Genomic DNA, 20,644 nt, shown 5'->3' with positions numbered 1-20,644 from the left:
TACCTTTATTCGGCGTCCATGCCAAATGCCCCGGCTCCATTTGTCACTCATTAAGAGTATCATGGACTCACTTTAAGGTTGCATGCGATGCTCACTATCATCCCTGCTATAGGTTTTTATATACTTGAATCATATTTAACTCAAAGAGTATATACAACCAAGGTTAGGGGTGAGAGAAATGGATATTACATATGACAGTTGGAAAATAAGAGAAACAAACTATGAGGTATGGAGGAACCTCCAAGCAGAAACCATATTTTCACTAGGAAACGGATACATGGGCATGAGAGGAAGTTTTGAAGAGGGATATTTTGGGCCTCCGGACAATTCTTTTAATGCCACGTACATAAATGGGTTTTATGACGAGTACAAGATATCCTATCCGGAGGATGGATATGGGTTTGCCAGGAGAGGCCAGGCCATGCTTAATGTACCTGATGCAAAGATAATAGAACCCGTCATAAACGGCTGTGAGTTTAATATGTTTTCGGGAAGAGTCCATTCATACCAAAGGATTCTGGATATGAGGAACGGATTTCTTGAAAGAAAGGTTTTGTGGGAGTCACCTAATGGCGACATGGTAGAGATAGATATAAAGAGGCTGATATCATTTAAGAGACACCATGTGGCTGTGGTATCATGTACTGTTAAACCTTTAAATGGTGATATGGAAATTGAATTTATATCTAAAATAGATGGCGCCATGGGGAATACAGAAGTATCTGACGACATGAGGGTTGGGTCCGGGCTTAAGGGGAGGACTATGAGTACTGTGGGGCATGGCATCTGGAAAGACGGAGGCTGGATAGAGCAGAAAACAACAAACAGCGGCCTTTATCTTTTGTGTGGTGCAAAACATGAGACAAACTTTGAGGCAGATATGGAGGGCTGCTTTTACCTGGATGTGTTGGAACACAGGTTTACTGCTAAAATTAAGAAAGGTGAGGAGTTCACTATTGTTAAATATATAACATGTTATACAAGCATGGACGCAACTGAGGAAAATCTAAAGGGCCTGGCCGAAAAAGAGTTAAAACAGTCTATGGAGGATGGCCTGGCCGTTATAGAGAAGGAGCAAAGACAGTTTCTCGATGAGTTCTGGAAAAGATCAGATATTATGATTGAGGGCGATGATGCTATTCAGCAGGGGATAAGATTCTGTATGTTTTCTCTTTTGCAGTCGCTGGGTAGAGACGGTAAAACAAATATTGCTGCAAAAGGGCTGACAGGTGAAGGCTACGGAGGTCATTATTTCTGGGATTCGGATATTTATATATTTCCGTTTTTTCTTTACACCAATCCTGATTATGCAAAGCTCATCTTGAAGTTCAGGTATAATCTACTTGATGCAGCAAGGGAAAGAGCTACAGAGCTGGGCCATAAAGGTGCCCTATATCCATGGCGAACCATTACAGGACCTGAATGCTCTGCCTATTTCCCTGCAGGTACCGCTCAATACCACATAGACGCCGATATAACCTATGCAATTAAATCCTATGTAATGGCTACAGGCGATAGACAGTTTCTCATTGATATGGGTGCTGAAATTATTTTTGAGACAGCCAGGTTCTGGATGAGCATAGGTGATTTCATACCGGCAAAAGGCGGAAAATTTTGTATAAACTGTGTTACAGGACCCGATGAATATACTGCACTGGTGGACAACAATGCCTATACCAATTATATGGCAAAAATGAATTTTGAATATGCCGTGTCTGTGGCAAAGTGGTTGATGGAAGAAAAACCTGAGGAGTATAGGACTTTAAAAGAGAAGATAAGGATAAGTGAAGATGAGATTATACTTTGGGAAAAAGCCGCCTGTGATATGTACCTACCGAATGATGAGTCAGGGATCATACCCCAGGATGACGGCTTTTTATATAAAAAGAGGGTGGAGGTTAATAAGATAAAGGATGAACTTCCTCTGCTTCTTCACAGGCATTATCTGGATATATACAGGTATCAGCTCTGTAAACAACCGGACGTGCTTTTAATGATGTTTCTCCTTAGTGAATACTTTAAGGGAGAGGATATAAAGAAAAACTATGACTTTTATGCACCCATAACAACACATGATTCATCACTCTCACCATCTATATTCAGCATTATGGCAAGAGAGTCGGGGTATTTTGATGAGGCTTATGATTTTCTGAAAAATTCGGTCAGGATGGACCTGGATGATGTCAATGGCAACACAAAGGACGGGATTCATGCCGCTAATATGGGTGGGGCATGGATGGCTTTGACGATGGGAGCGGGGGGTTTCAGGGTTTATGAGGACGGGGTTCACTTCAAGCCTGTATTGTATAAGGACTGGTCCAGACTGTGCTTCAAGGTAAGGTATCGGGAAAGATCTATAATGGTAGACATAAACAGGAACATTGTAAAGTATACCCTTATAGACGGCAATCCTCTGACAGTTTATCATTATGATGAGAAACTTTTGCTTAAACCAGCTGAGGATATAGTAAAGGAGTATAAAGATGTTAAGGTATGAAGGCATGATTTTCGACCTGGACGGTGTGCTGACCGATACAGCGAGATTTCACTACGCAGCATGGAAGAGATTATGTGAAGAGATCGGCTGTTACTTTGATGAGATAATAAATGAAAAGCTTAAGGGTATAGGCAGGATGGAGTCTTTGAATATCATATTGAATGAGAATGATATAGAGATTTCCGATGAGGGAAAACAGTTTTTGGCAGATAGGAAGAACCTGTATTATAAGGAGATGATATCAAAGATTACACCTATGGACCTTTTACCCGGTGTATCTGAACTCTTTCAAAGGCTGAATGAGCTGGGGGTAAAAAAAGCTGTGGCTTCGGCCAGTAGGAATGCCTGTACGGTATTGGAGAGATTGGGAATCATTGATTATTTCCAATATATAGTAGATACCGATCGGATAAAGAACGGCAAACCGGACCCTGAGATATTTTTAAATGCTTCAAAGGGCCTTGGCATACCTCCTAAAAAGTGCATAGGTGTGGAAGATTCGCAGGCAGGTATAGAGGCCATTAAAAAAGCTGGCATGTACGCCATAGGCATAGGTAAACCTGATACACTTTACAAAGCCGATTTGGTTTTGAGGGACCTGAGGGATACAGACAGGATAATTTCCATTTTGCTGCCATAGGCAGTAGTTTTGAAGCTGCCTTTAGAAGGGAAGGATAAGGTGAGGAGTTCAAAGCTTGCCCGTAAGGTGTTTATTTATTTTATTATATTGATTGTTCCGTCCTTAACGGCAGTCGGCTTCTTGTCTGCATGGTGGGTATCAAGGATTATTGATGAGGGTTCTATAACCTCTATAACCCAGACCCTGTCTCAGGCAAATAAGAACGTAACCAGTATTATAAACGAGACCAACGATATACTTTTTTCCATATCTATGAACAGAGAGTTGCAGCAGAGCCTTGATAACGATTTGACATCTGGGCCATTGGAACAGGCGCAGGAGGCTGTAAATATAAACAGGTCGATAAGCTATCCGGGTGGGTTTAATATGAGGTATAGGAGTTTTGAGGTATTTGCCATAAATAAGGAGTTTTATCCTGACATCAGCGGAGGGGGTTATATATTCAACAACAGTCTGGTAAAAGACAGCGAATGGTATAAAGAGGCAGTAAAGTTGGGAGGCAACATCTACTGGAGGGGGCCCCACAGGGACTACTTTGTATATGAACCTGTTATTTCAGCGGTAAAGCTGATAAAATCGGTTAAAAACCATAATAAACCGCTGGCCGTTGCGTCTGTGGATATAGGTATATCAACCTTAAGGAACATACTTGGGGACATAGTTTTGGGCAAGACAGGTCATGTGTTTCTGGTGGACAGAAATAACAATATCCTGTTTCACAATGATCCTGATATGCTGGGCAAAAATTTGGATGGAGTTGAATATGTAAAGAGGGTTTTTGACAGAGATAGCGGGAACTTTCTCATGACAGAGAACGGCGTTCGAAAGATAGTTCTGTTCAATACCGTTGAATCAACTGGATGGAAATTAATCGGAATAGTACCTTATAATGAAATAGGCGGGAGGGCACAGGTGATAAAAAACTACACTATGTTTGTAGGCCTTCTGTGTATTCTTCTTGCCGCTATATTTGCGTATCTGATTTCAGTAGGGGTTACACGACCCATGAATGTCCTTATAGCAGCCATGAAAAATGTGGAGAGCGGTGATTTGGATGTAAGAGTTGACCTTAAATCCAATGATGAGATAAGTACATTGGGGCACGGTTTTAACTCCATGATCGAAAGGATAAATTCTCTTATAAGAGAGGTATATGAAACCAATTACAGACGTAAAGAGGCTGAGCTGGCCGCACTGCAGGCCCAGATAAATCCTCACTTTCTATACAATGTATTGGATTCTATAAACTGGATGGCCATGAGCTATAATGCAAAGGACATAAGCCTCATGGTTACATCTCTTGCCAAGGTTATGAGGTATTCCTTAAGCGGAAGTGAGGATGTTCTGCTGAAAGATGAATTAAAATGCATTGAGAGCTACCTCAATATCCAGAGGATAAGGTATGGAGATAAGTTTGATTATACTTTGGATTTTCAGGACGAGATAATGGAGGAAAAGGTGCCTAAGTTTATACTGCAGCCTTTGGTCGAAAATGCCATAATACATGGTATTGAACCCAAAAAGGGGCCTGGCCGTATCAGCATTAAAGGTATGTTCGAAGGGAAATTTATAAAGATTGTGATAAAGGATGACGGCGTAGGCATGAGTACCACTGAAAAAGAAGAGGGTATAGGTATACGCAATGTAAGAGAAAGGATAAGGTTAAAATACGGAGAAGCATATGGGCTGCTGTTTGAAAGTAAGCCCGGAGAAGGTACAAATGTGACTGTACTTTTACCAGGCGAGGTGATATGATGAGACTCTTAATAGCAGACGACGAGCCTTTAGTAAGGAATGGGATAGCTAACAGTATACCATGGAAAACAAAGGGATTTACGGAGGTATACACAGCGGAGGATGGGCTCAGTGCCTATGAAATGACTAAGGAGCTTAATATAGATGTGTTGATTGCCGATATCAGGATGCCCGGTATGGACGGGTTGGATTTAATCAAAAGGGTTAAGGAGTTGGATAATGGTATAAAGGTAGTGATACTCACAGCTTATGATAACTTTGACTACGCCAGAAAGGCTGTAAGCCTTGGGGCTTTTGACTACCTTTTAAAACCGGCTGACCCAAATCTGCTTATAGATACTGTTTTAAGGGCAAAGAAAGACAGGGAGAATGAACTTATCAAAAAAGAGGAAAATCAAAGGATAAGAGAGCTTTTAAGGGATTCCATGCCTGAACTGCGTGAAAGGTTTTTAAATGTACTCCTTAAGGGAGGCTGGAACCGGCAAATGAAGGAGAGGGCCGAATATCTTAATATTCATATTGATGATGCTTATAGCTTCTGTATAGCCGTGCTGCCGGAGGATATTGATGACATAGGTGAAGAGGATAAGCAAATAAGGATGTTTAAACTGAGGCGTGAGATAGATGACTTCTTAAACGACTTGAAGCTCAATGGTTTTGTTGCAGAGCAGCAGGATAACATTCAAATGGTTATAATAAATGGGTATAAAGAGCTTAAACCCACAGAGGAGATATGGGAGCGGATAGGAAATCATCTCCATGAATTTCTCGCTTCAAGAGGATTTAATGTAACTATGGGTGTGGGAAATATAGTAAATACCATAGCAAGAATACACAAGTCCTGCGAGCAGGCTGTAAATGCAGTGGGCTACAGGTTTTATCTGGGAAAGGGTTCAACCATTTATTTAAGAGACATGGAACCTTCGGGAGACAGCATATATCAGGATATATATGAGTTTACGGAGTCCCTATTGCCCTTTATTAAAATGGGGAAAAAGGAAAATGTTATACAGGGTATTGATATGGTGTTTAAACGCATAACCGAGTCTATGGTTCCTATTTCTATAGCCAAGAGATGGATATTTGAGATAATTGTGACCCTTTCGCGGGTAATCTATGAGATTAACGAGAACCCCGACATACTTTTTAAAGACTCCGATCCATGGCGTGAAGTAAACGGCATGCATACCCTGGAAGAACTGAAGGTATGGTTAAATGACATGCTTATTACAACCATGGAGTATATTGAAATCAGGAAGAATTCGAGGAACAGGGATATAGTAGATGAGATATACAGGATTACTGAAGAGAGGTTTGGCGACCAAAACCTGAACCTGAACTCTATTGCCGACATTCTGCACTACACACCCAATTACCTGAGCTTTGTCTTCAAGCAGGTTACCGGAGAGAACTTTACAGACTTTTTGACCAGGTACAGGGTGGAGAAGGCCAAAAGGCTCCTTATGGACAAAAGGATAAAAATATATACTGTTTCCCTGGAGGTCGGGTACTCTGACCCTAAGTATTTCAGCAAGGTATTTAAGAAGATAACAGGTTATACCCCGGCTGAATTTAGAGAGGCTGCACAGAGATAAATTTTACACCTTATTGTGGTATCTTGCCGTTTTTTTATTTTATAGCGGATGTTACACTTAAGATGAATAATAGAAAGGGGGATAACCATGAGAGGGTTTAGATTTCTTTCGATTTTGCTTGTCGCACTGCTTATAGCAGGACTTACTGCCGGCTGCGGCGGAGGGCAGCAGAGCAGCAGTGATACCAATCAGCCGGGAGAAAGTACTCAGCCCGAGCAGACACAAGAGCCTGTAACAATCGTATACAGGGCAGGAAAAGACACATCAGAGAGGACTCAGATGCTTATAAAGGAGTTTGAAGAGCAAAACCCAAATATTAAAGTGGATTTCCAGGAGATGCCCTGGTCCACCGATGACCAGCACAATGCATATGTGACAGCACTGCAGGCACAGGATTCAAGTATAGATGTTATTGCAATGGATGTCATATGGACTGCTGAGTTTGCCAGTGCTGGATGGCTTTTGCCTCTGGGCGATAAATTTCCTGCAAGCGAAAGGGAGAAATTCCTGTCAGGGCCCATCGAGGCTGTTACATATAACGGTGAGATCTATGCACTTCCGGAATATACCGATGCCGGTGTGCTGTACTACAGAAAGGACATAATAACGACTCCTCCGGAGACCTGGGAGGAACTCATAGAGATGTCCAAAGAGAACATCGGTAAAAACGGCATAAAGTATGGTATAGTCTTCCAAGGCAATCAGTATGAAGGGCTTGTATGCGATGCGCTTGAGTTTATACACGGAAATGGCGGGGATGTCCTGGACAGCAGCGGTAATGTTGTTATAAACTCTCCCCGGGCGGTGGAAGGGCTTAAAGAAATGATTAGATTGGTTGATGAGAAGATAGCTCCTGAGGGTGTTACCACATATATGGAAGAGGACGCAAGGAACGTATTCCAGCAGGGTGACGCACTGTTTATGAGGAACTGGCCCTATGCATGGGCTGTACTCAATGGAGATGATTCACCGGTAAAGGGTAAGGTAGGCATTGCACCTTTGCCGCATGGTCCGCAAGGCCAGGCCGGTGCACCGACATTGGGCGGATGGAATCTGGCAGTGAGCAAGTATTCCAAACATCCTGATGAGGCATATAAGTTCATAGAGTTCATGTGCAGTGAAGGGGGACAGAAGACAACTGCCCTCGTGGGCGGGAACCTGCCGACCAGAAAGGCTGTATATGAGGATGAAGAAGTATTGGCCAAAAACCCGTTCTATAAAGACCTTTATAGCGCATTTATATCGGCCAGGCCGCGTCCCGTATCACCTTTCTATCCCCAGATTTCCGACTCAATGCAGATAAACTTCCATAAGACACTCACCGGAAATATTACTGCTGAAGAAGCCATATCCAATGTAGAGAAAGATATTAAGTCAATTATGGGTAAATAAAATTAAGTAAAGAGGGCTCCGGCTTTGTACCGGAGTCCCTGCTTAAATGATATAGTTACTTTCTGCTTTTTGAAGGGAATGATTGATTTTATGAATACAACAAATAAAGCCCATAAACGGAGCATGACTGAATCACAGTTCGGCTATCTTATGGTGATGCCTGCACTTCTCTGCATCGGTCTTATTGCATTATATCCTGTGGTACAGACATTCTGGCTGAGCCTTCATAGGCTTAGGCTCCAGTTTCCGGACATGACGAAATTTATAGGGCTTCAGAATTATATCACCATTTTTAATGACGACAGGTTCATCAATGCCACTATAAATACCGTAGAATTTACGGTAATTTCTGTGGCACTGGAACTGGTCTTTGGCCTGGGCATAGCTATGTTGATGAATAAGGAATACAAAGGCAGGGGCCTTATGAGAGCTGCTGCTCTTGTGCCGTGGGCCATACCAACAACCGTGTCGGCAATGATGTGGAAGTTCATATACAATGACCAGTTGGGTGTGCTGAATGATATACTGGTCAAACTGCATATAATACCCGAATATAAAGCATGGCTGGGAAGTGAGGCTACAGCCATGGGCGCAGCTATTGCAGCAGACGTGTGGAAGACCACACCTTTTATGGCTCTGCTGCTTCTGGCAGGTCTCCAGGTAATTCCGAAGGAACTCTATGAAGCTGCCACGGTAGACGGAGCATCACCCTGGAGGCAATTCACAACGATCACATTGCCTCTTTTAAGGCCTACCATTTTGGTGGCGCTTATTTTCAGAACGCTGGATGCTTTTAGAGTGTTTGATCTGATATATGTTCTTACAGGCGGAGGACCGGGTAACTCTACAGAGACCCTCAGTGTATATGCATATAAGACCCTCTTCAGGAATATGGACTTTGGCATGGGCTCTACCCTGGCGGTTTTAATATTTATCTTTATTTTTATTATAAGCCTGATATACATCAGGATATTAAGCTCAGGCGGCAAGGAGGATTAAATTGAAAAGAGGAATGAGTTCGGCATGAGAAATAAAAGGGTTAGTATATCAGGCATTATGTTTTATATCATGGTGATAACGGTAATGGTTCTCATACTTTTTCCGTTTATCTGGCAGATATTGACATCTATTAAAAGTGAGAGCGAACTGTGGAGCATTCCGCCCGTATGGATTCCAAAGAAAATAAACCTGGATCACTACTATTCCGTATTTATTAAGAGGCCGTTTCTGACGTATATAAAAAACAGTTTTATTGTAGCCTTAAGCACCACAGTATTCAGTGTCTTTGTAGCATCTTTTGCAGCCTATGCCCTGGCCAGGCTCCGCTTTAAGGGTAAAAATATTATACTCTCATTGGTGCTTGCCGTGTCCATGTTTCCCGGTATAGCCATAGTCAGCCCCCTTTATATATTCATGATGAACATACATCTTTTAAATACCTATATAGGGCTTATAATACCCTATACCACATTTACATTGCCCTTGGCAATATGGAACCTTACCACATTTTTCAAGGAGATACCCTTTGAACTGGAGGAATCAGCAAGGGTAGATGGTGCCACATACATGCAGACCTTTATAAGGATAATATTTCCTTTAGCTGCACCAGGGGTATTTACCACTGCAATCCTCTCTTTTATATCGGCATGGAATGAATTTCTATTTGCGCTGGTCTTTAACACCAAAGATGCAATGAGGACCGTACCTGTAGCCATTGCCATGTTTCCCGGTGAACATGAGCTACCATGGGGTGACATGGCGGCAGCATCTGTAGTGGTGACAATACCCTTGATAATAATGGTGCTTATATTCCAGAGAAGAATAATATCCGGACTTACAGCAGGAGCAATAAAGGGATGATAATTCAATTTCAGGTTGAGGCCAATATGCCTCAATCCTTTTTGATTGCCAGTTGATTGCGAGTTGAAAATAGGTTATGTTAGATATAGGATATTGCCTGCTTTTCTGAGTGACTGGATAAAAAATATATGTCTCCTATACCAAAAAAGTGGTCTTAAGTCTTGTTGGTTAAAAAACCGCAGAAAATAGTTATTTGTGGGCACATAAAACAAGATCAAAAGTAGTCTTGTTTTATTATTGGTGTGTATTTTAGGTGAGAGGTAGACTGCATCTGATGCCAAAACTGTTTCCCATTTGTGCGGCAAGATGTGAAGAATTACGTCACGTTTATCAGGTGGCTTTGTAAGAGTGTAAAAGGTTGGGGCTGCGAAGCCCCGCCTACTCGATTGTTGACAACATCTGATTATTAGGATTTTACGCCCGCATGATGAAATATATCGTAATTTTCACTGAATACATAGATGTAAAAATAAACACAATGTCAAATATATAAGAGCTTTTTGGTTTGAATTATTCGATTTGATTTGAAGGTCCTGTGTTTTTACTTTTTTCCATGTGTTGTATTAATCAGACTGAATTCAGGCGGCACATCGAAGAGTGCTTCTAAATTACTTAGTATAATAGACTTCTCATCAAAACCGCCATTATGTATGCACCACATTACTGCGATTCCAATTACAATATGGCAAGTGGCTTCATATAGGCTTTCAGGCGAGGATTGGTTGCGGACATGGCCAGCCTCTTGAGCTTTTTTAATTATTGGAAGCAACAATTGCTGTACTAAGGCATCTTCTAAAGAAAAAGTTCCTTTGTTTTCATTTAAATTTGCCTTGAACACCTGCTTTAAGATTTCATGACCGTATTGAATAGTATAATCCACATAGTCACCAACTATAATCCATATTTGCTCCCAGAAATTGGATGCAGAAAGCAAGCGTGAAATGCTCTGCTTGTTTAAATCATACACCTTTGTGTAGAATTTTCCCAACAAATCATCTTTTGATTTAAAATGATAATAAAATGTCCTCTTTGTTATATTAACTGCATTACAAATATCATTTATGGTTACATTATCAAAACCCCTCTGTTTGAATAGTTCAAGGGCACAATCGATAATTCTTTCAGATGTTGTAATTTCATTCATACTCATCTTAAATGCCTCCATTGCTGTTCTGTAACTAATATAACATAATTAGTGCAATTTTCAACGCTATTTAGGTTTTACTACCCTTATATTTTCTAGTTGGGTATATTTACATAGAAGATGGTGTGTGCTATATTTATATTATACTAAGGTATAAATAATTTATACCTTGAGTATAATAAACAAATTATGAAAGGTGGAAAATAGGATGAACACCGAGTTTGAAAGTCTTTTTAAGCCGATGAAAATCGGCAAAATGGAAGTTAAAAACCGAATTGTTATGACTGCTATGGGGATACATTCACACAGACTGGTAAATGAAGACGGAAGCTACAGCTTAGATGGTGCAAACTATTTTATAGAACGAGCAAAGGGAGGCGTTGGGCTTATTGTTACAGGTGCAATGCAGGTGCAGGACTGGTTTGAACGTGTCCCCGGCAGTGCACACAACATCAACAAGGTAGCCGATACTTACATCAAAAACTCAAAATACCTTGTTGACAATATCCATTCATATGGGACCAAAATAGTTGTGCAGCTAACTGCTGGCTCGGGCCGTACTGCGCCTCAATGGCTGTGTGAAGGCGATGCGATTGCACCTTCAGACGACTTACCAAATGTTTGGAATCCTGCCATACGCCATCGTGCGCTTACTATACCTGAAATACAACACTATATAGAATGTTTTGCTAATGGTGCAGCAATTGCTAAGGAAGCTGGATTTGACGGCGTTGAGATACATGCTGTACACGAAGGTTATCTGCTTGACCAGTTCACAATGAGCTGTACGAATAAACGTACAGACAAATATGGAGGCAGCCTTGAAAACCGTCTGCGTTTTCCCTGCGAAATAGTTCAGGCCATTAAAGCAAAATGCGGCAATGATTTTCCCGTTATGGTGCGCTATAGCGTGCGCAGTTATATGAAAGGCTTCAATAAAGGTGCTCTTCCAGGTGAGGAATTTGAGGAATTTGGGCGGGACCTTGAAGAGAGTACAAAAGTAGCTAAAATACTTGAGGAAGCAGGATACGATGCACTTGATGCAGACAATGGGACATATGATTCATGGTATTGGTCTCACCCACCTGTATATATGCCCAAAGCGTGCAATCTAAAAGATGTGAAATACATCAAGAAATTTGTCAATATACCTGTTATTTGCGCAGGACGTATGGATGACCCGTATACAGCCGCAGATGCGGTGGCAAGCGGAGAGATAGATGCAGTTGGACTTGCCAGGCCATTATTGGCAGATCCAGAATGGCCGGCAAAAGTTCAAAGAGGTGACATTGAAGACATACGCCCGTGCATTGCCTGTCATAACGGCTGCCTGGCACGTATTTTTGAGGGTAAAGATATGTGCTGCGCAGTAAATCCTGCTGTGTGCCGCGAAAAGGCTTATGAGCTAAAGCCTACAAAAGAAAAGAAAAATGTAGTTGTAATCGGGGGCGGTATAGGAGGTATGGAGGCAGCTCGTGTAAGTGCGTTGCGTGGGCATAATGTTAGCTTATATGAAAAAAGCGAGGAGCTTGGTGGAGTATTTATAGCGGCGGCAGCACCAGACTTCAAAGAGAGTGACAAGGAACTGATAAAATGGTACAAACTCCAACTCAACAAATTAGGTGTCAAGATACATTTGAATACAGAAGTAACCCCCGACTTGGTTACCAGCTTGCATCCTGATGAAATATTCGTAGCTACTGGTTCAAAGGCTAAGAAGCTTCCAGTTCCAGGTATCGATGGTAAAAATGTCGTAACAGCTATAGATGCTCTTTTAAAGAAAAAACCTATCGGCAATAAGGTTGTAGTTGTGGGCGGAGGTCTTACAGGGTGTGAAATCGCCTACGACCTTGCAAAAGACGGGAAGCAGGTTACCATTATTGAAGTCTTGGATGACATACTCAAGGTAAAGGGACTGTGTGCCGCAAATGCCAATATGCTGCGTGAACTACTTGCATACTATAATGTCGAGGTGTTAGTTAATACAAGCCTTTCAGCGGTTACAGAGGGCAGTGTTACTGTAAAAACTGCAGATGGACTTAAAAATATAGAAGCAGATACTGTTATAACTGCAGTAGGTTACAATAGCGACAACAGGCTTTACGAGCAGATAAAAGATTGTGGCGTCCCTGTACACCTTATCGGAGATGCAAAACAAGTTTCCAATCTCATGGGTGCGATATGGGATGCCTATGAAGTGGCTATGACTATTTAATTATTTAATAATCGTGTTGCAATAGGCTACCCCATGAAGGTAGCCTGTTAATTTTGGACAGTTTATTTTTTATGCTTTTCCTGAAATTGCCTGGCCAGTGAATGACGTGGTGCATGGACAACAGTTATGCTATTTAATATAACCTCAATTTCTTCTTCTCCATCCTTTATTTTTTTTCTGCATTCAACCCGGGGCACTACCACAGTTACCTCATGGGGTATGGTTTCTCCAGTCCTTCTTTCCATAGTTATAGTCAGACCGTAAACTGAAAGAGTTATTTTATCAGAGCAGCATTTGCTGGCACTGATATATGACTTAATTTTATTAAATAATTCTGTGAGTGATATCATCATGATCCCCTTTTTATGATATGATAAGATTAAATACTAAGTGTGTAACATTATGAGAGAGTGTTGTGAGTTATGTTAAAAGATATTATAGGCATATCAAAAGGTGATATAATAAGCTTTATTGGGGGCGGAGGCAAGACAACAATCATAAAAGATCTGACTTATGAGATGATTCCGTTCTACACTGTGGCAATAACAACCACAACCCATATATACCCGTATCATGGTGTTAAAACAGTTTTTTTAAGAGAGGATTTACCTGATGAGAATCCTCTATTTTTTGCAAGGGACATGGACAGCAATGGTAAGCTTGTTGGACTTCTACCGGGGGATATAAAAAGCATAAAAAGGGATGTAATTCTGGTAGAGGCTGATGGTTCAAAGGGGAGGTCTCTTAAAGCCCCTGCCGAATGGGAACCGGTAGTGCCGGACTGTACTACCATCACCTGCATAGTCATTGGCCTTGATGTTATAGGTAAGCCGCTTGATGGAGAGTATGTGTACAGGGCTGAGAGGGTATGCAGGTTAACAGGTTACAGACTTGGAATGACCGTTGATGCAGAACTCATTTTGAGGTTATTAAATCCAGATGGCCTTCTGAAGGGTGCAAAAGGGAAAATCTTCATAATATTAAATAAGGCAGATATTGTAGGCAAGGAAGAAGCCTATGGAATGGGTAGGATAATTAAGGTGAGAACGGGAAAAGACGTTATAATAAGGTATAAAAGGACAAGATGGTTGTATGAGAAATGTACATGAATGTAGTTAAATATACGTTTGGTAATAGTAAATAGTGGTTTAAGTTTGGACAGAGGTAGAGCACATGTGTTAAAGATCAGGTCAATGCAGCAGTCTACCCACACAAAATGCCCGGGAATTTATGATGTCTATAATTGGAAACAGAAAGTTTGAAGAATTGATAGACTTTTGAAGGAAATAAAGGATTTTTAGAGAATATAGAGGTATATGTTTTTATATCAACTAAAAAAGGAGATGCATAAGATATGGACCTGAAGACCATTGAGATGGTAGACCCTGAGATTGCTGTTAGTATAAGAAGAGAGCTGGGCAGGCAGAGGAATACTATTGAGTTAATTGCCTCTGAAAATTTTGTAAGTCCTGCTGTCATGGCAGCTATGGGTACTGTGCTGACCAATAAATATGCTGAGGGTTACCCGGGGGAAAGATATTATGGTGGGTGTCAGTTTGTGGACGAGGTAGAGGAAATAGCAAGAGAGAGGCTTAAAAAGCTTTTTAATGCCGAGTATGCCAACGTCCAGCCGCATTCCGGTGCTCAGGCCAATATTGCTGTATATTTTGCTCTTTTAAGTCCCGGAGATACAGTGCTGGGGATGAACCTTTCTCATGGAGGTCACCTTACCCATGGGAGTCCTGTAAACATATCGGGAAAATACTTTAATTTTATACCATACGGGGTGGACCCAACCACAGGTAGGATTAACTATGACGAGGTAGAGAAGATTGCAAAAGAGACTATGCCAAAGATGATTGTAGCAGGGGCCAGTGCCTATCCAAGAGAGATAGATTTTAAGAGACTCAGAGAGATTGCAGATAGTGTAAATGCCTACCTTATGGTGGATATGGCCCATATAGCAGGCCTTGTGGCTGCTGGATACCATATGAATCCCGTGCCATATGCTGATGTTGTTACCACAACCACTCACAAGACACTCAGGGGGCCACGAGGTGGTGCAATACTTTGCAAAGAGAGGATAGGAAAGGCCATAGATAAGGCCGTATTTCCTGGCACACAGGGTGGCCCACTGATGCATATAATTGCAGCTAAGGCTGTGTGCTTCAAAGAGGCAATGTCTGATGATTTTAAAGACTATCAGAAAAGGATAGTGCAAAATGCAAAGGCTTTAGCAGGTGGTCTTTTAAATAGGGGCATTGACCTGGTGTCAGGCGGGACTGATAATCATATGATGCTGGCAGACTTGAGGAAATATGATGTGAACGGTAAGGACGTTGAAAAGAAATTAGAAGAGATAAACATAACAGTAAATAAAAATACTGTACCAAACGACCCCAAAGGGCCAAACGTTACAAGCGGTATACGCATAGGTACGCCTGCTGTTACCACGAGGGGACTTGGGGTTAAAGAGATGGATGAGATAGCAGACATTATTTCATCGGTTATTAAGAATAATTATAGTGTAGATGACGCTAAGTATAGGGTTTCTAAAATTCTTGAAGGTTTTCCACTGTATGAAGGGGAATAGGGGCAGGGGATAGTTATGGGGGATTTGATTATTTTAAGTGAATTTTAATCTTTCAGGCTATGTTATCTCACTGGTATTTTGCAATACTAAAGCAGCAGGCTCATTAATGATAAATAGTAATGTTGTGAGAGCGAACGGTTATTTTACAATATTGGATGTGCAGGTTCTGATAGCTGTTATGGGAATGAAACGGTCCATACAGGGACCGCAGTATAAAGGCATAACGTTGGAAGAGTTTTTAAACATTAGGAGATAGAACATGATTATTTAAAGAGGTATTCTTTAAAAAATATGGTTCACAGGATGATATTTGAAGAGACAGCTATTGATGCACCATTTTTGAACCTTGCAATTTTATTAAAATTAAATGATAATTATATAAAGTGCATATCCATTACCTCTGGCTTTTTTTAGGGTTTAATATTAGATTTTAAGAAAATACTATGTGTTGTAGAGGCAGAAACGTGCTAAAAATGGAGTTAATACCTTTTATAGCTATGCAAAATTATATGGAGATGTTGGAGGATTTTTGTCTTAGTGCAGATGGTATAAAAAGGAACTGGACAAGGTATTTACCATGGGGTTATTTTTAAGCTTCGTGTGTGGAAATGGGGAATACTACATTATGTAATTTGCAGAAAACATGAGTTTGATACATTCCCATGAAATACTTCGTTAATAATGTTATGCTATACCAGATGTACTTTATTGGCAGCGTGTATAAGTGGGATTGAGTGAGCATTTAAATTTGAATAGACAGGTGAAATGACGAAGGAGGGTAGGGAAAATGTAGAGATATAGATTTGTTAAGAGATAAGGGGTATGAGCCCGATAAAATATGTGGCGGCTATGGGCTGCGGCTGTTCAATAAATCCGAAATTAATTTAAGAGAGAAATTTATGGGGTTGTATCTGGAAGACTGGGATATGCACTTGCAGAAGAGTATGTCTTTGATTACAATAACCCACAAGGCCTTGTGGAGCAAAGTCGGCTGCGGAGATAAATATAAATGGAGAGATTCCAGTTATAACAAATGCCATGAATATAAGGATAAGGGGCTATCCATTAATTATTGGAAGGATCTTGGTGACGATAAAGGATAGAGTATTAGAGGAGGTAAAATATGGAATCAAGACAGGGTAATCAATCTACGCTGGAAAGATATTTCAAACTAAAGGAAAGGGGGACTGATATAAGAACAGAGTTTACGGCAGGCCTTACGACGTTTCTCACGATGGCCTACATATTAGCAGTGAACCCAATAATTCTCTCTGAGACAGGTATGCCAAAGGATGCACTTTTTACAGCAACAGCTCTAAGTGCAGGCTTAACTACAATACTTATGGGTGTATTTGCCAATCTTCCTTTTGCACTGGCAAGCGGGATGGGCTTAAATGCTTACTTTGCCAGTTTAGTTTTGTCCGGGCCTTTGAAGGATGTACCCAATGGCTGGCAGATTGCCCTTACCTGTGTGCTCTTTGATGGGATTATTTTCTTGATTATCTCATCTTTAAAAATAAGGACAGCAATTGTAAATGCTATACCTGTAAATATTAAAAGGGCAATCAGTGTTGGTATTGGTCTTTTTATAGCGTCCATAGGCTTTATAAATGCCGGAGTAGTAAAAATAGTAGATAACAGTTTAACAGCAGGTGACTTTACAAATCCTCAGACTCTACTCTTTGTATTTGGGTTAGTAGTTACGGGGATAATGATGTATAAAAAGATAAAAGGTGCTCTGCTATTGGGTATTCTTGTTACGTCAATCGTTGGGTGGATATATGCTGGGGTTATAGGTGTTGATGTTGCAGCAACCTATGGTATTTTTGAGCCAGCATGGAGAAACCTACTCTCAGTTCCACCCAGTGTGGCCCCAATTGCTTTTAAGTTTGACTTTGCCCGTACGCTAAGGGTTTCAATGGTACCTGTGATATTTGCGTTCTTTTTTGTAGATATGTTTGATACGATAGGTACATTTATAGGGTGTGCACAAAAGGCAAAGCTGACCGATGAGAATGGCAATATGGACCCCAAGGATACTACAAGGGGTCTCCTGACCGATGCTATAGGTACCATATTTGGCGCATTTATGGGCACATCCACAGTTACAACCTATATAGAGAGCAGTGCAGGTATTGCCGAAGGTGGGAGAACAGGGCTGACGTCTGTAGTGACAGGGCTTTTCTTTGTTATGGCGTTATTCATGAGCAATATATTTACATCTATACCTTCTGCAGCTACAGCACCTGCCCTTGTGATAGTAGGGCTACTGATGATATCTGTTATAAAGGATATTGATATCTCAGAAGATTGGACCGAGGCGATACCGGCATTCCTTGCTATTACCACTATGCCTTTTACATCATCAATCTCTGAAGGAATAGTCTTGGGGATAGTTTCATATGTTCTTTTAAAACTTTTCACAGGGAAGGCAAAACAGATAAGCTTGACAATGTATGTGTTAGCTGGTATATTTATTATTTATCTTATATTTAGATAAAACCAACATAGAATAAAAAATGTTGATTATTAATAGTGCTGTAGTCCTTTACATTAGGTGAGAATAACCGCCTGATTGATGGGAGTATATTCCTGAATATATATGGAGAACTTGTAAGAGGGATAAGGCTATACTCAGGAATTTAAAAGCAACAATATTGATGCAGAATATGTGGATGCCGGGCACCTTTTTGTCATGCCCGGCTTCTTGAATAGTTGTATGTATCTTACAATGTTTTTCCGGAAATATGATTTTAAAGAGTTAACATGAAAAAGGCTTTAAATAAATGCTGGGAAGGCTCTGGCTTGAGTTGAAGAGAGCAAAAAATGTTGCTTAAGAACAGCAGAAAAATTTTTAAAGAGCACCATGTCCTTACAGCAGAGATGAAAAGAGGTCATGGCAAAGCTGTTAGAGGTAGCTACTAAAACTTTGTGGGAGAGGGTGAAAAATGTTTGACTATAATGTGAATAAATTGAGAGAGTTAATAGATGTGGCACTGGGTAAGGCAGAAGGCGATCTGCTTTTAAAGAACGGGCGCATTGTAAATGTATTTGACGAGTCTATAGAGGATGGGGATGTATTAGTACATAATGGTATGATAGCTGGTGTGGGAAGGTATGATAAGGCAAAGAATGTAGTTGACGTTAAAGGCGCGTACATATCGCCGGCCTTTATAGATTCTCATCTGCATATAGAGAGCACTATGTGTGTTCCGACTGAGTTCACAAAAGCTTTAGTGCCACTTGGCACACTCACTGCAGTTGTGGATCCTCATGAGATAGCAAACATAGCAGGTGGCAATGGAATAAGGTTTATGATCGAGTCTTCTAAAGGATTACCCATGGATATATTTTTTATGCTCCCTTCATGCGTACCTGCCGGCCCTTTTGAAATGTCAGGTGGTAATTTAAAAGCGGAAGATTTGAAAATCTTTATGGGTGACCCATCGGTTATTGGCCTGGCCGAAATGATGAACTACCCAGGACTTCTTGAGGGAGATAGAGATGTACTCGCAAAGGTATCGCTGTTTCATGACAGGGTAATGGATGGCCATTCTCCTGATCTCAGCGGTAATGAACTTAATGCCTATCTTGCGACTGGTATAATGGCAGACCATGAATGTATCACACCGGAAGAAGCTATGGAAAAACTGAAAAAAGGTATGTGGATAATGATAAGGGAAGGTTCACTCACCAGGGATCTCTTAAGGCTTCTTCCTATAATAAATCACAACACCGTACACAGGATACTCCTGTGTACGGATGATAAGCATCCTGAAGATCTTGTTCATGAGGGGCACATAAATTATGCTGTTCATTTGCTGATCAAGAATGGTTTTTCGCTGCCCACTGCTATCAGGCTGGCTACAATAAACCCCTCAATGTTTTTCGGGTTCAAACATAAGGGAGGGATTGCCCCAGGTTATGTGGCAGATATACTGGTGTTTAAAGATGTTTTAAAAATAGAAAGGGTTTATAAAGAGGGCGTGCTTGTAGCGGAGGATGGGAAAGCAATTTTTGACACTCCAGACATTGATGACAGTCTAAAGGATACCATACACGTTGCACCATTAAATAGGGATAGCTTTAAGGTGATGGCAAGGGGAAACCTTATGAGGGTGATTGGGCTGCATGCAGACTCGATAATCACCGATGAGATATTGGCCAGGCCAAATGTTGTGAATGGATATGCAGAATCTGATGTAGAAAGAGACATAATCAAGATAGCAGTTGTAGAAAGACACGAAGCCACAGGCAAGATAGGTATAGGATTTATAAATGGGCTTGGAATGAAAAAAGGAGCATTTGCAACTACCATATCCCATGATTCCCATAACATTATAGTGGCGGGCGAAAATGATGAAGACATGATACTGGCAGTAGATGAATTAAAACGGATAGGTGGGGGGATTGTGGTAGCCATGGATGGTAAAATACTTGCCTCACTTGCTCTGCCTTATGGGGGATTGATGACAGACAGGTCAGTAGTAGAGATATCAGATATCCTTATGAGGCTCCATGAAATTGTAAAAAATAATAATGGTGTCACCATATCAGACCCATTTATGACCCTGTCTTTTATTTCTTTAGCCGTCTGTCCAGCTCTTAAGCTCACAGTGAATGGCCTTGTGGACGTGAATAAATTTAAGCTGGTAGATCTTTTTAAGTAATTAGGCAGATATATAAACATGAATGTGCAAAAACGGATGATTGTGTAAATAGAAGGTTGCCAACAAAAATTTGACACAGACTGCAATGATTGTCAAACCGGTTTTATAGATTGTTCCATTCTAACTGAAATTCTGCCCTGGTGTTGGTCTGTGAGTTACATGGACGGCAGAGGGTGTGAAAAGTAAATAAAAACATATGGTTTTACAAAATAGCATAGTGAACATATTTAGTTCATTATGCTATTTTGTTTAATGAGGACTGAATTATCTGCACTAATGGCAA

The 20,644-nt window shown here is 40.9% G+C and carries 16 protein-coding genes; 14 read left to right on the top strand and 2 right to left on the bottom strand.

Features of this window, described 5'->3' with window-relative positions:
• Nucleotides 1–178: 178 nt before the first annotated feature.
• From FWJ32_RS06060 to FWJ32_RS06030, 7 genes are all read left to right on the top strand, one after another.
• On the top strand, nt 179–2,497 hold the full coding sequence (locus FWJ32_RS06060; RefSeq protein ID WP_149545074.1) for a glycoside hydrolase family 65 protein: 2,319 nt from the start codon (nt 179–181) through the stop codon (nt 2,495–2,497).
• Nucleotides 2,484–3,137 carry a beta-phosphoglucomutase gene (pgmB, locus tag FWJ32_RS06055; RefSeq protein ID WP_149545073.1) on the top strand — a complete coding sequence of 218 codons (654 nt, stop codon included), beginning with the start codon at nt 2,484–2,486 and terminating at the stop codon, nt 3,135–3,137. Before FWJ32_RS06060 ends, pgmB begins: the two co-directional genes overlap by 14 nt.
• Nucleotides 3,138–3,176: 39 nt before the next feature.
• Nucleotides 3,177–4,892: a sensor histidine kinase gene (locus tag FWJ32_RS06050; RefSeq protein WP_162523534.1), complete on the top strand. Its 1,716-nt coding sequence runs from the start codon at nt 3,177–3,179 to the stop codon at nt 4,890–4,892.
• Nucleotides 4,892–6,487, top strand: coding sequence for a response regulator (locus tag FWJ32_RS06045; RefSeq protein ID WP_203227598.1), 1,596 nt, complete (start codon nt 4,892–4,894; stop codon nt 6,485–6,487). The genes FWJ32_RS06050 and FWJ32_RS06045 overlap by 1 nt, the downstream gene beginning before the upstream one ends.
• Before the next feature lie 87 nt (nt 6,488–6,574).
• Nucleotides 6,575–7,879, top strand: coding sequence for an ABC transporter substrate-binding protein (locus tag FWJ32_RS06040; protein WP_149545070.1), 1,305 nt, complete (start codon nt 6,575–6,577; stop codon nt 7,877–7,879).
• Nucleotides 7,880–7,969: 90 nt separating this feature from the next.
• A complete protein-coding gene (locus tag FWJ32_RS06035) occupies nt 7,970–8,878 on the top strand; it encodes a carbohydrate ABC transporter permease (protein ID WP_238988809.1) in 909 nt (302 codons plus the stop codon).
• Nucleotides 8,879–8,902: 24 nt separating this feature from the next.
• Nucleotides 8,903–9,739: a carbohydrate ABC transporter permease gene (locus FWJ32_RS06030; protein WP_149545068.1), complete on the top strand. Its 837-nt coding sequence runs from the start codon at nt 8,903–8,905 to the stop codon at nt 9,737–9,739.
• Between the two features lie 541 nt (nt 9,740–10,280).
• On the opposite strand, the gene FWJ32_RS06025 is transcribed toward FWJ32_RS06030, so the two are convergent.
• Complete coding sequence (locus FWJ32_RS06025; protein ID WP_162523533.1) at nt 10,281–10,889, bottom strand: TetR/AcrR family transcriptional regulator; 609 nt, start codon at nt 10,887–10,889, stop codon at nt 10,281–10,283.
• Nucleotides 10,890–11,091: 202 nt separating this feature from the next.
• On the opposite strand from FWJ32_RS06025, the gene FWJ32_RS06020 reads away from it, so the two are divergent.
• On the top strand, nt 11,092–13,098 hold the full coding sequence (locus tag FWJ32_RS06020; protein ID WP_149545066.1) for an oxidoreductase: 2,007 nt from the start codon (nt 11,092–11,094) through the stop codon (nt 13,096–13,098).
• 62 nt (nt 13,099–13,160) lie between these two features.
• On the opposite strand, the gene FWJ32_RS06015 is transcribed toward FWJ32_RS06020, so the two are convergent.
• On the bottom strand, nt 13,161–13,445 hold the full coding sequence (locus FWJ32_RS06015) for a hypothetical protein (protein WP_149545098.1): 285 nt from the start codon (nt 13,443–13,445) through the stop codon (nt 13,161–13,163).
• Between the two features lie 75 nt (nt 13,446–13,520).
• Here FWJ32_RS06015 and yqeC point away from each other — a divergent pair, with 75 nt between their 5' ends.
• From yqeC to ade, 6 genes are all read left to right on the top strand, one after another.
• Nucleotides 13,521–14,207 carry a selenium cofactor biosynthesis protein YqeC gene (yqeC, locus tag FWJ32_RS06010; RefSeq protein ID WP_149545065.1) on the top strand — a complete coding sequence of 229 codons (687 nt, stop codon included), beginning with the start codon at nt 13,521–13,523 and terminating at the stop codon, nt 14,205–14,207.
• A 245-nt stretch (nt 14,208–14,452) separates the two neighbouring features.
• Complete coding sequence (glyA, locus tag FWJ32_RS06005; RefSeq protein ID WP_149545064.1) at nt 14,453–15,691, top strand: serine hydroxymethyltransferase; 1,239 nt, start codon at nt 14,453–14,455, stop codon at nt 15,689–15,691.
• 106 nt (nt 15,692–15,797) lie between these two features.
• Nucleotides 15,798–15,947, top strand: coding sequence for a hypothetical protein (locus FWJ32_RS06000; RefSeq protein WP_203227597.1), 150 nt, complete (start codon nt 15,798–15,800; stop codon nt 15,945–15,947).
• A 547-nt stretch (nt 15,948–16,494) separates the two neighbouring features.
• On the top strand, nt 16,495–16,794 hold the full coding sequence (locus FWJ32_RS05995) for a hypothetical protein (RefSeq protein WP_149545062.1): 300 nt from the start codon (nt 16,495–16,497) through the stop codon (nt 16,792–16,794).
• A 20-nt stretch (nt 16,795–16,814) separates the two neighbouring features.
• Nucleotides 16,815–18,191 (top strand): NCS2 family permease, encoded by a 1,377-nt coding sequence (locus FWJ32_RS05990; RefSeq protein WP_203227596.1) that lies wholly within the window; start codon nt 16,815–16,817, stop codon nt 18,189–18,191.
• Between the two features lie 448 nt (nt 18,192–18,639).
• A complete protein-coding gene (gene ade / locus FWJ32_RS05985; protein ID WP_149545061.1) occupies nt 18,640–20,361 on the top strand; it encodes an adenine deaminase in 1,722 nt (573 codons plus the stop codon).
• The last annotated feature ends 283 nt before the right edge of the window (nt 20,362–20,644 follow it).

The sequence above is a fragment of the Calorimonas adulescens genome (assembly GCF_008274215.1).
Lineage (GTDB): Bacteria > Bacillota > Thermoanaerobacteria > Thermoanaerobacterales > UBA4877 > Calorimonas > Calorimonas adulescens.
This window is presented reverse-complemented; position numbering and strand designations above follow the sequence as displayed.

Excerpts from the sequence above, each read along its gene's own strand:
- FWJ32_RS06035 (WP_238988809.1), top strand. The coding sequence starts at position 7,970 with ATGAATACAACAAATAAAGCCCATAAACGGAGCATGACTGAATCACAG.
- pgmB (WP_149545073.1), top strand. The coding sequence starts at position 2,484 with ATGTTAAGGTATGAAGGCATGATTTTCGACCTGGACGGTGTGCTGACC.
- glyA (WP_149545064.1), top strand. The coding sequence starts at position 14,453 with ATGGACCTGAAGACCATTGAGATGGTAGACCCTGAGATTGCTGTTAGT.
- FWJ32_RS06030 (WP_149545068.1), top strand. The coding sequence starts at position 8,903 with ATGAGAAATAAAAGGGTTAGTATATCAGGCATTATGTTTTATATCATG.
- yqeC (WP_149545065.1), top strand. The coding sequence starts at position 13,521 with ATGTTAAAAGATATTATAGGCATATCAAAAGGTGATATAATAAGCTTT.
- FWJ32_RS06040 (WP_149545070.1), top strand. The coding sequence starts at position 6,575 with ATGAGAGGGTTTAGATTTCTTTCGATTTTGCTTGTCGCACTGCTTATA.
- FWJ32_RS06000 (WP_203227597.1), top strand. The coding sequence starts at position 15,798 with ATGATAAATAGTAATGTTGTGAGAGCGAACGGTTATTTTACAATATTG.
- FWJ32_RS06020 (WP_149545066.1), top strand. The coding sequence starts at position 11,092 with ATGAACACCGAGTTTGAAAGTCTTTTTAAGCCGATGAAAATCGGCAAA.
- FWJ32_RS06045 (WP_203227598.1), top strand. The coding sequence starts at position 4,892 with ATGAGACTCTTAATAGCAGACGACGAGCCTTTAGTAAGGAATGGGATA.
- FWJ32_RS06025 (WP_162523533.1), bottom strand. The coding sequence starts at position 10,889 with ATGAGTATGAATGAAATTACAACATCTGAAAGAATTATCGATTGTGCC.
- ade (WP_149545061.1), top strand. The coding sequence starts at position 18,640 with ATGTTTGACTATAATGTGAATAAATTGAGAGAGTTAATAGATGTGGCA.
- FWJ32_RS05990 (WP_203227596.1), top strand. The coding sequence starts at position 16,815 with ATGGAATCAAGACAGGGTAATCAATCTACGCTGGAAAGATATTTCAAA.
- FWJ32_RS06060 (WP_149545074.1), top strand. The coding sequence starts at position 179 with ATGGATATTACATATGACAGTTGGAAAATAAGAGAAACAAACTATGAG.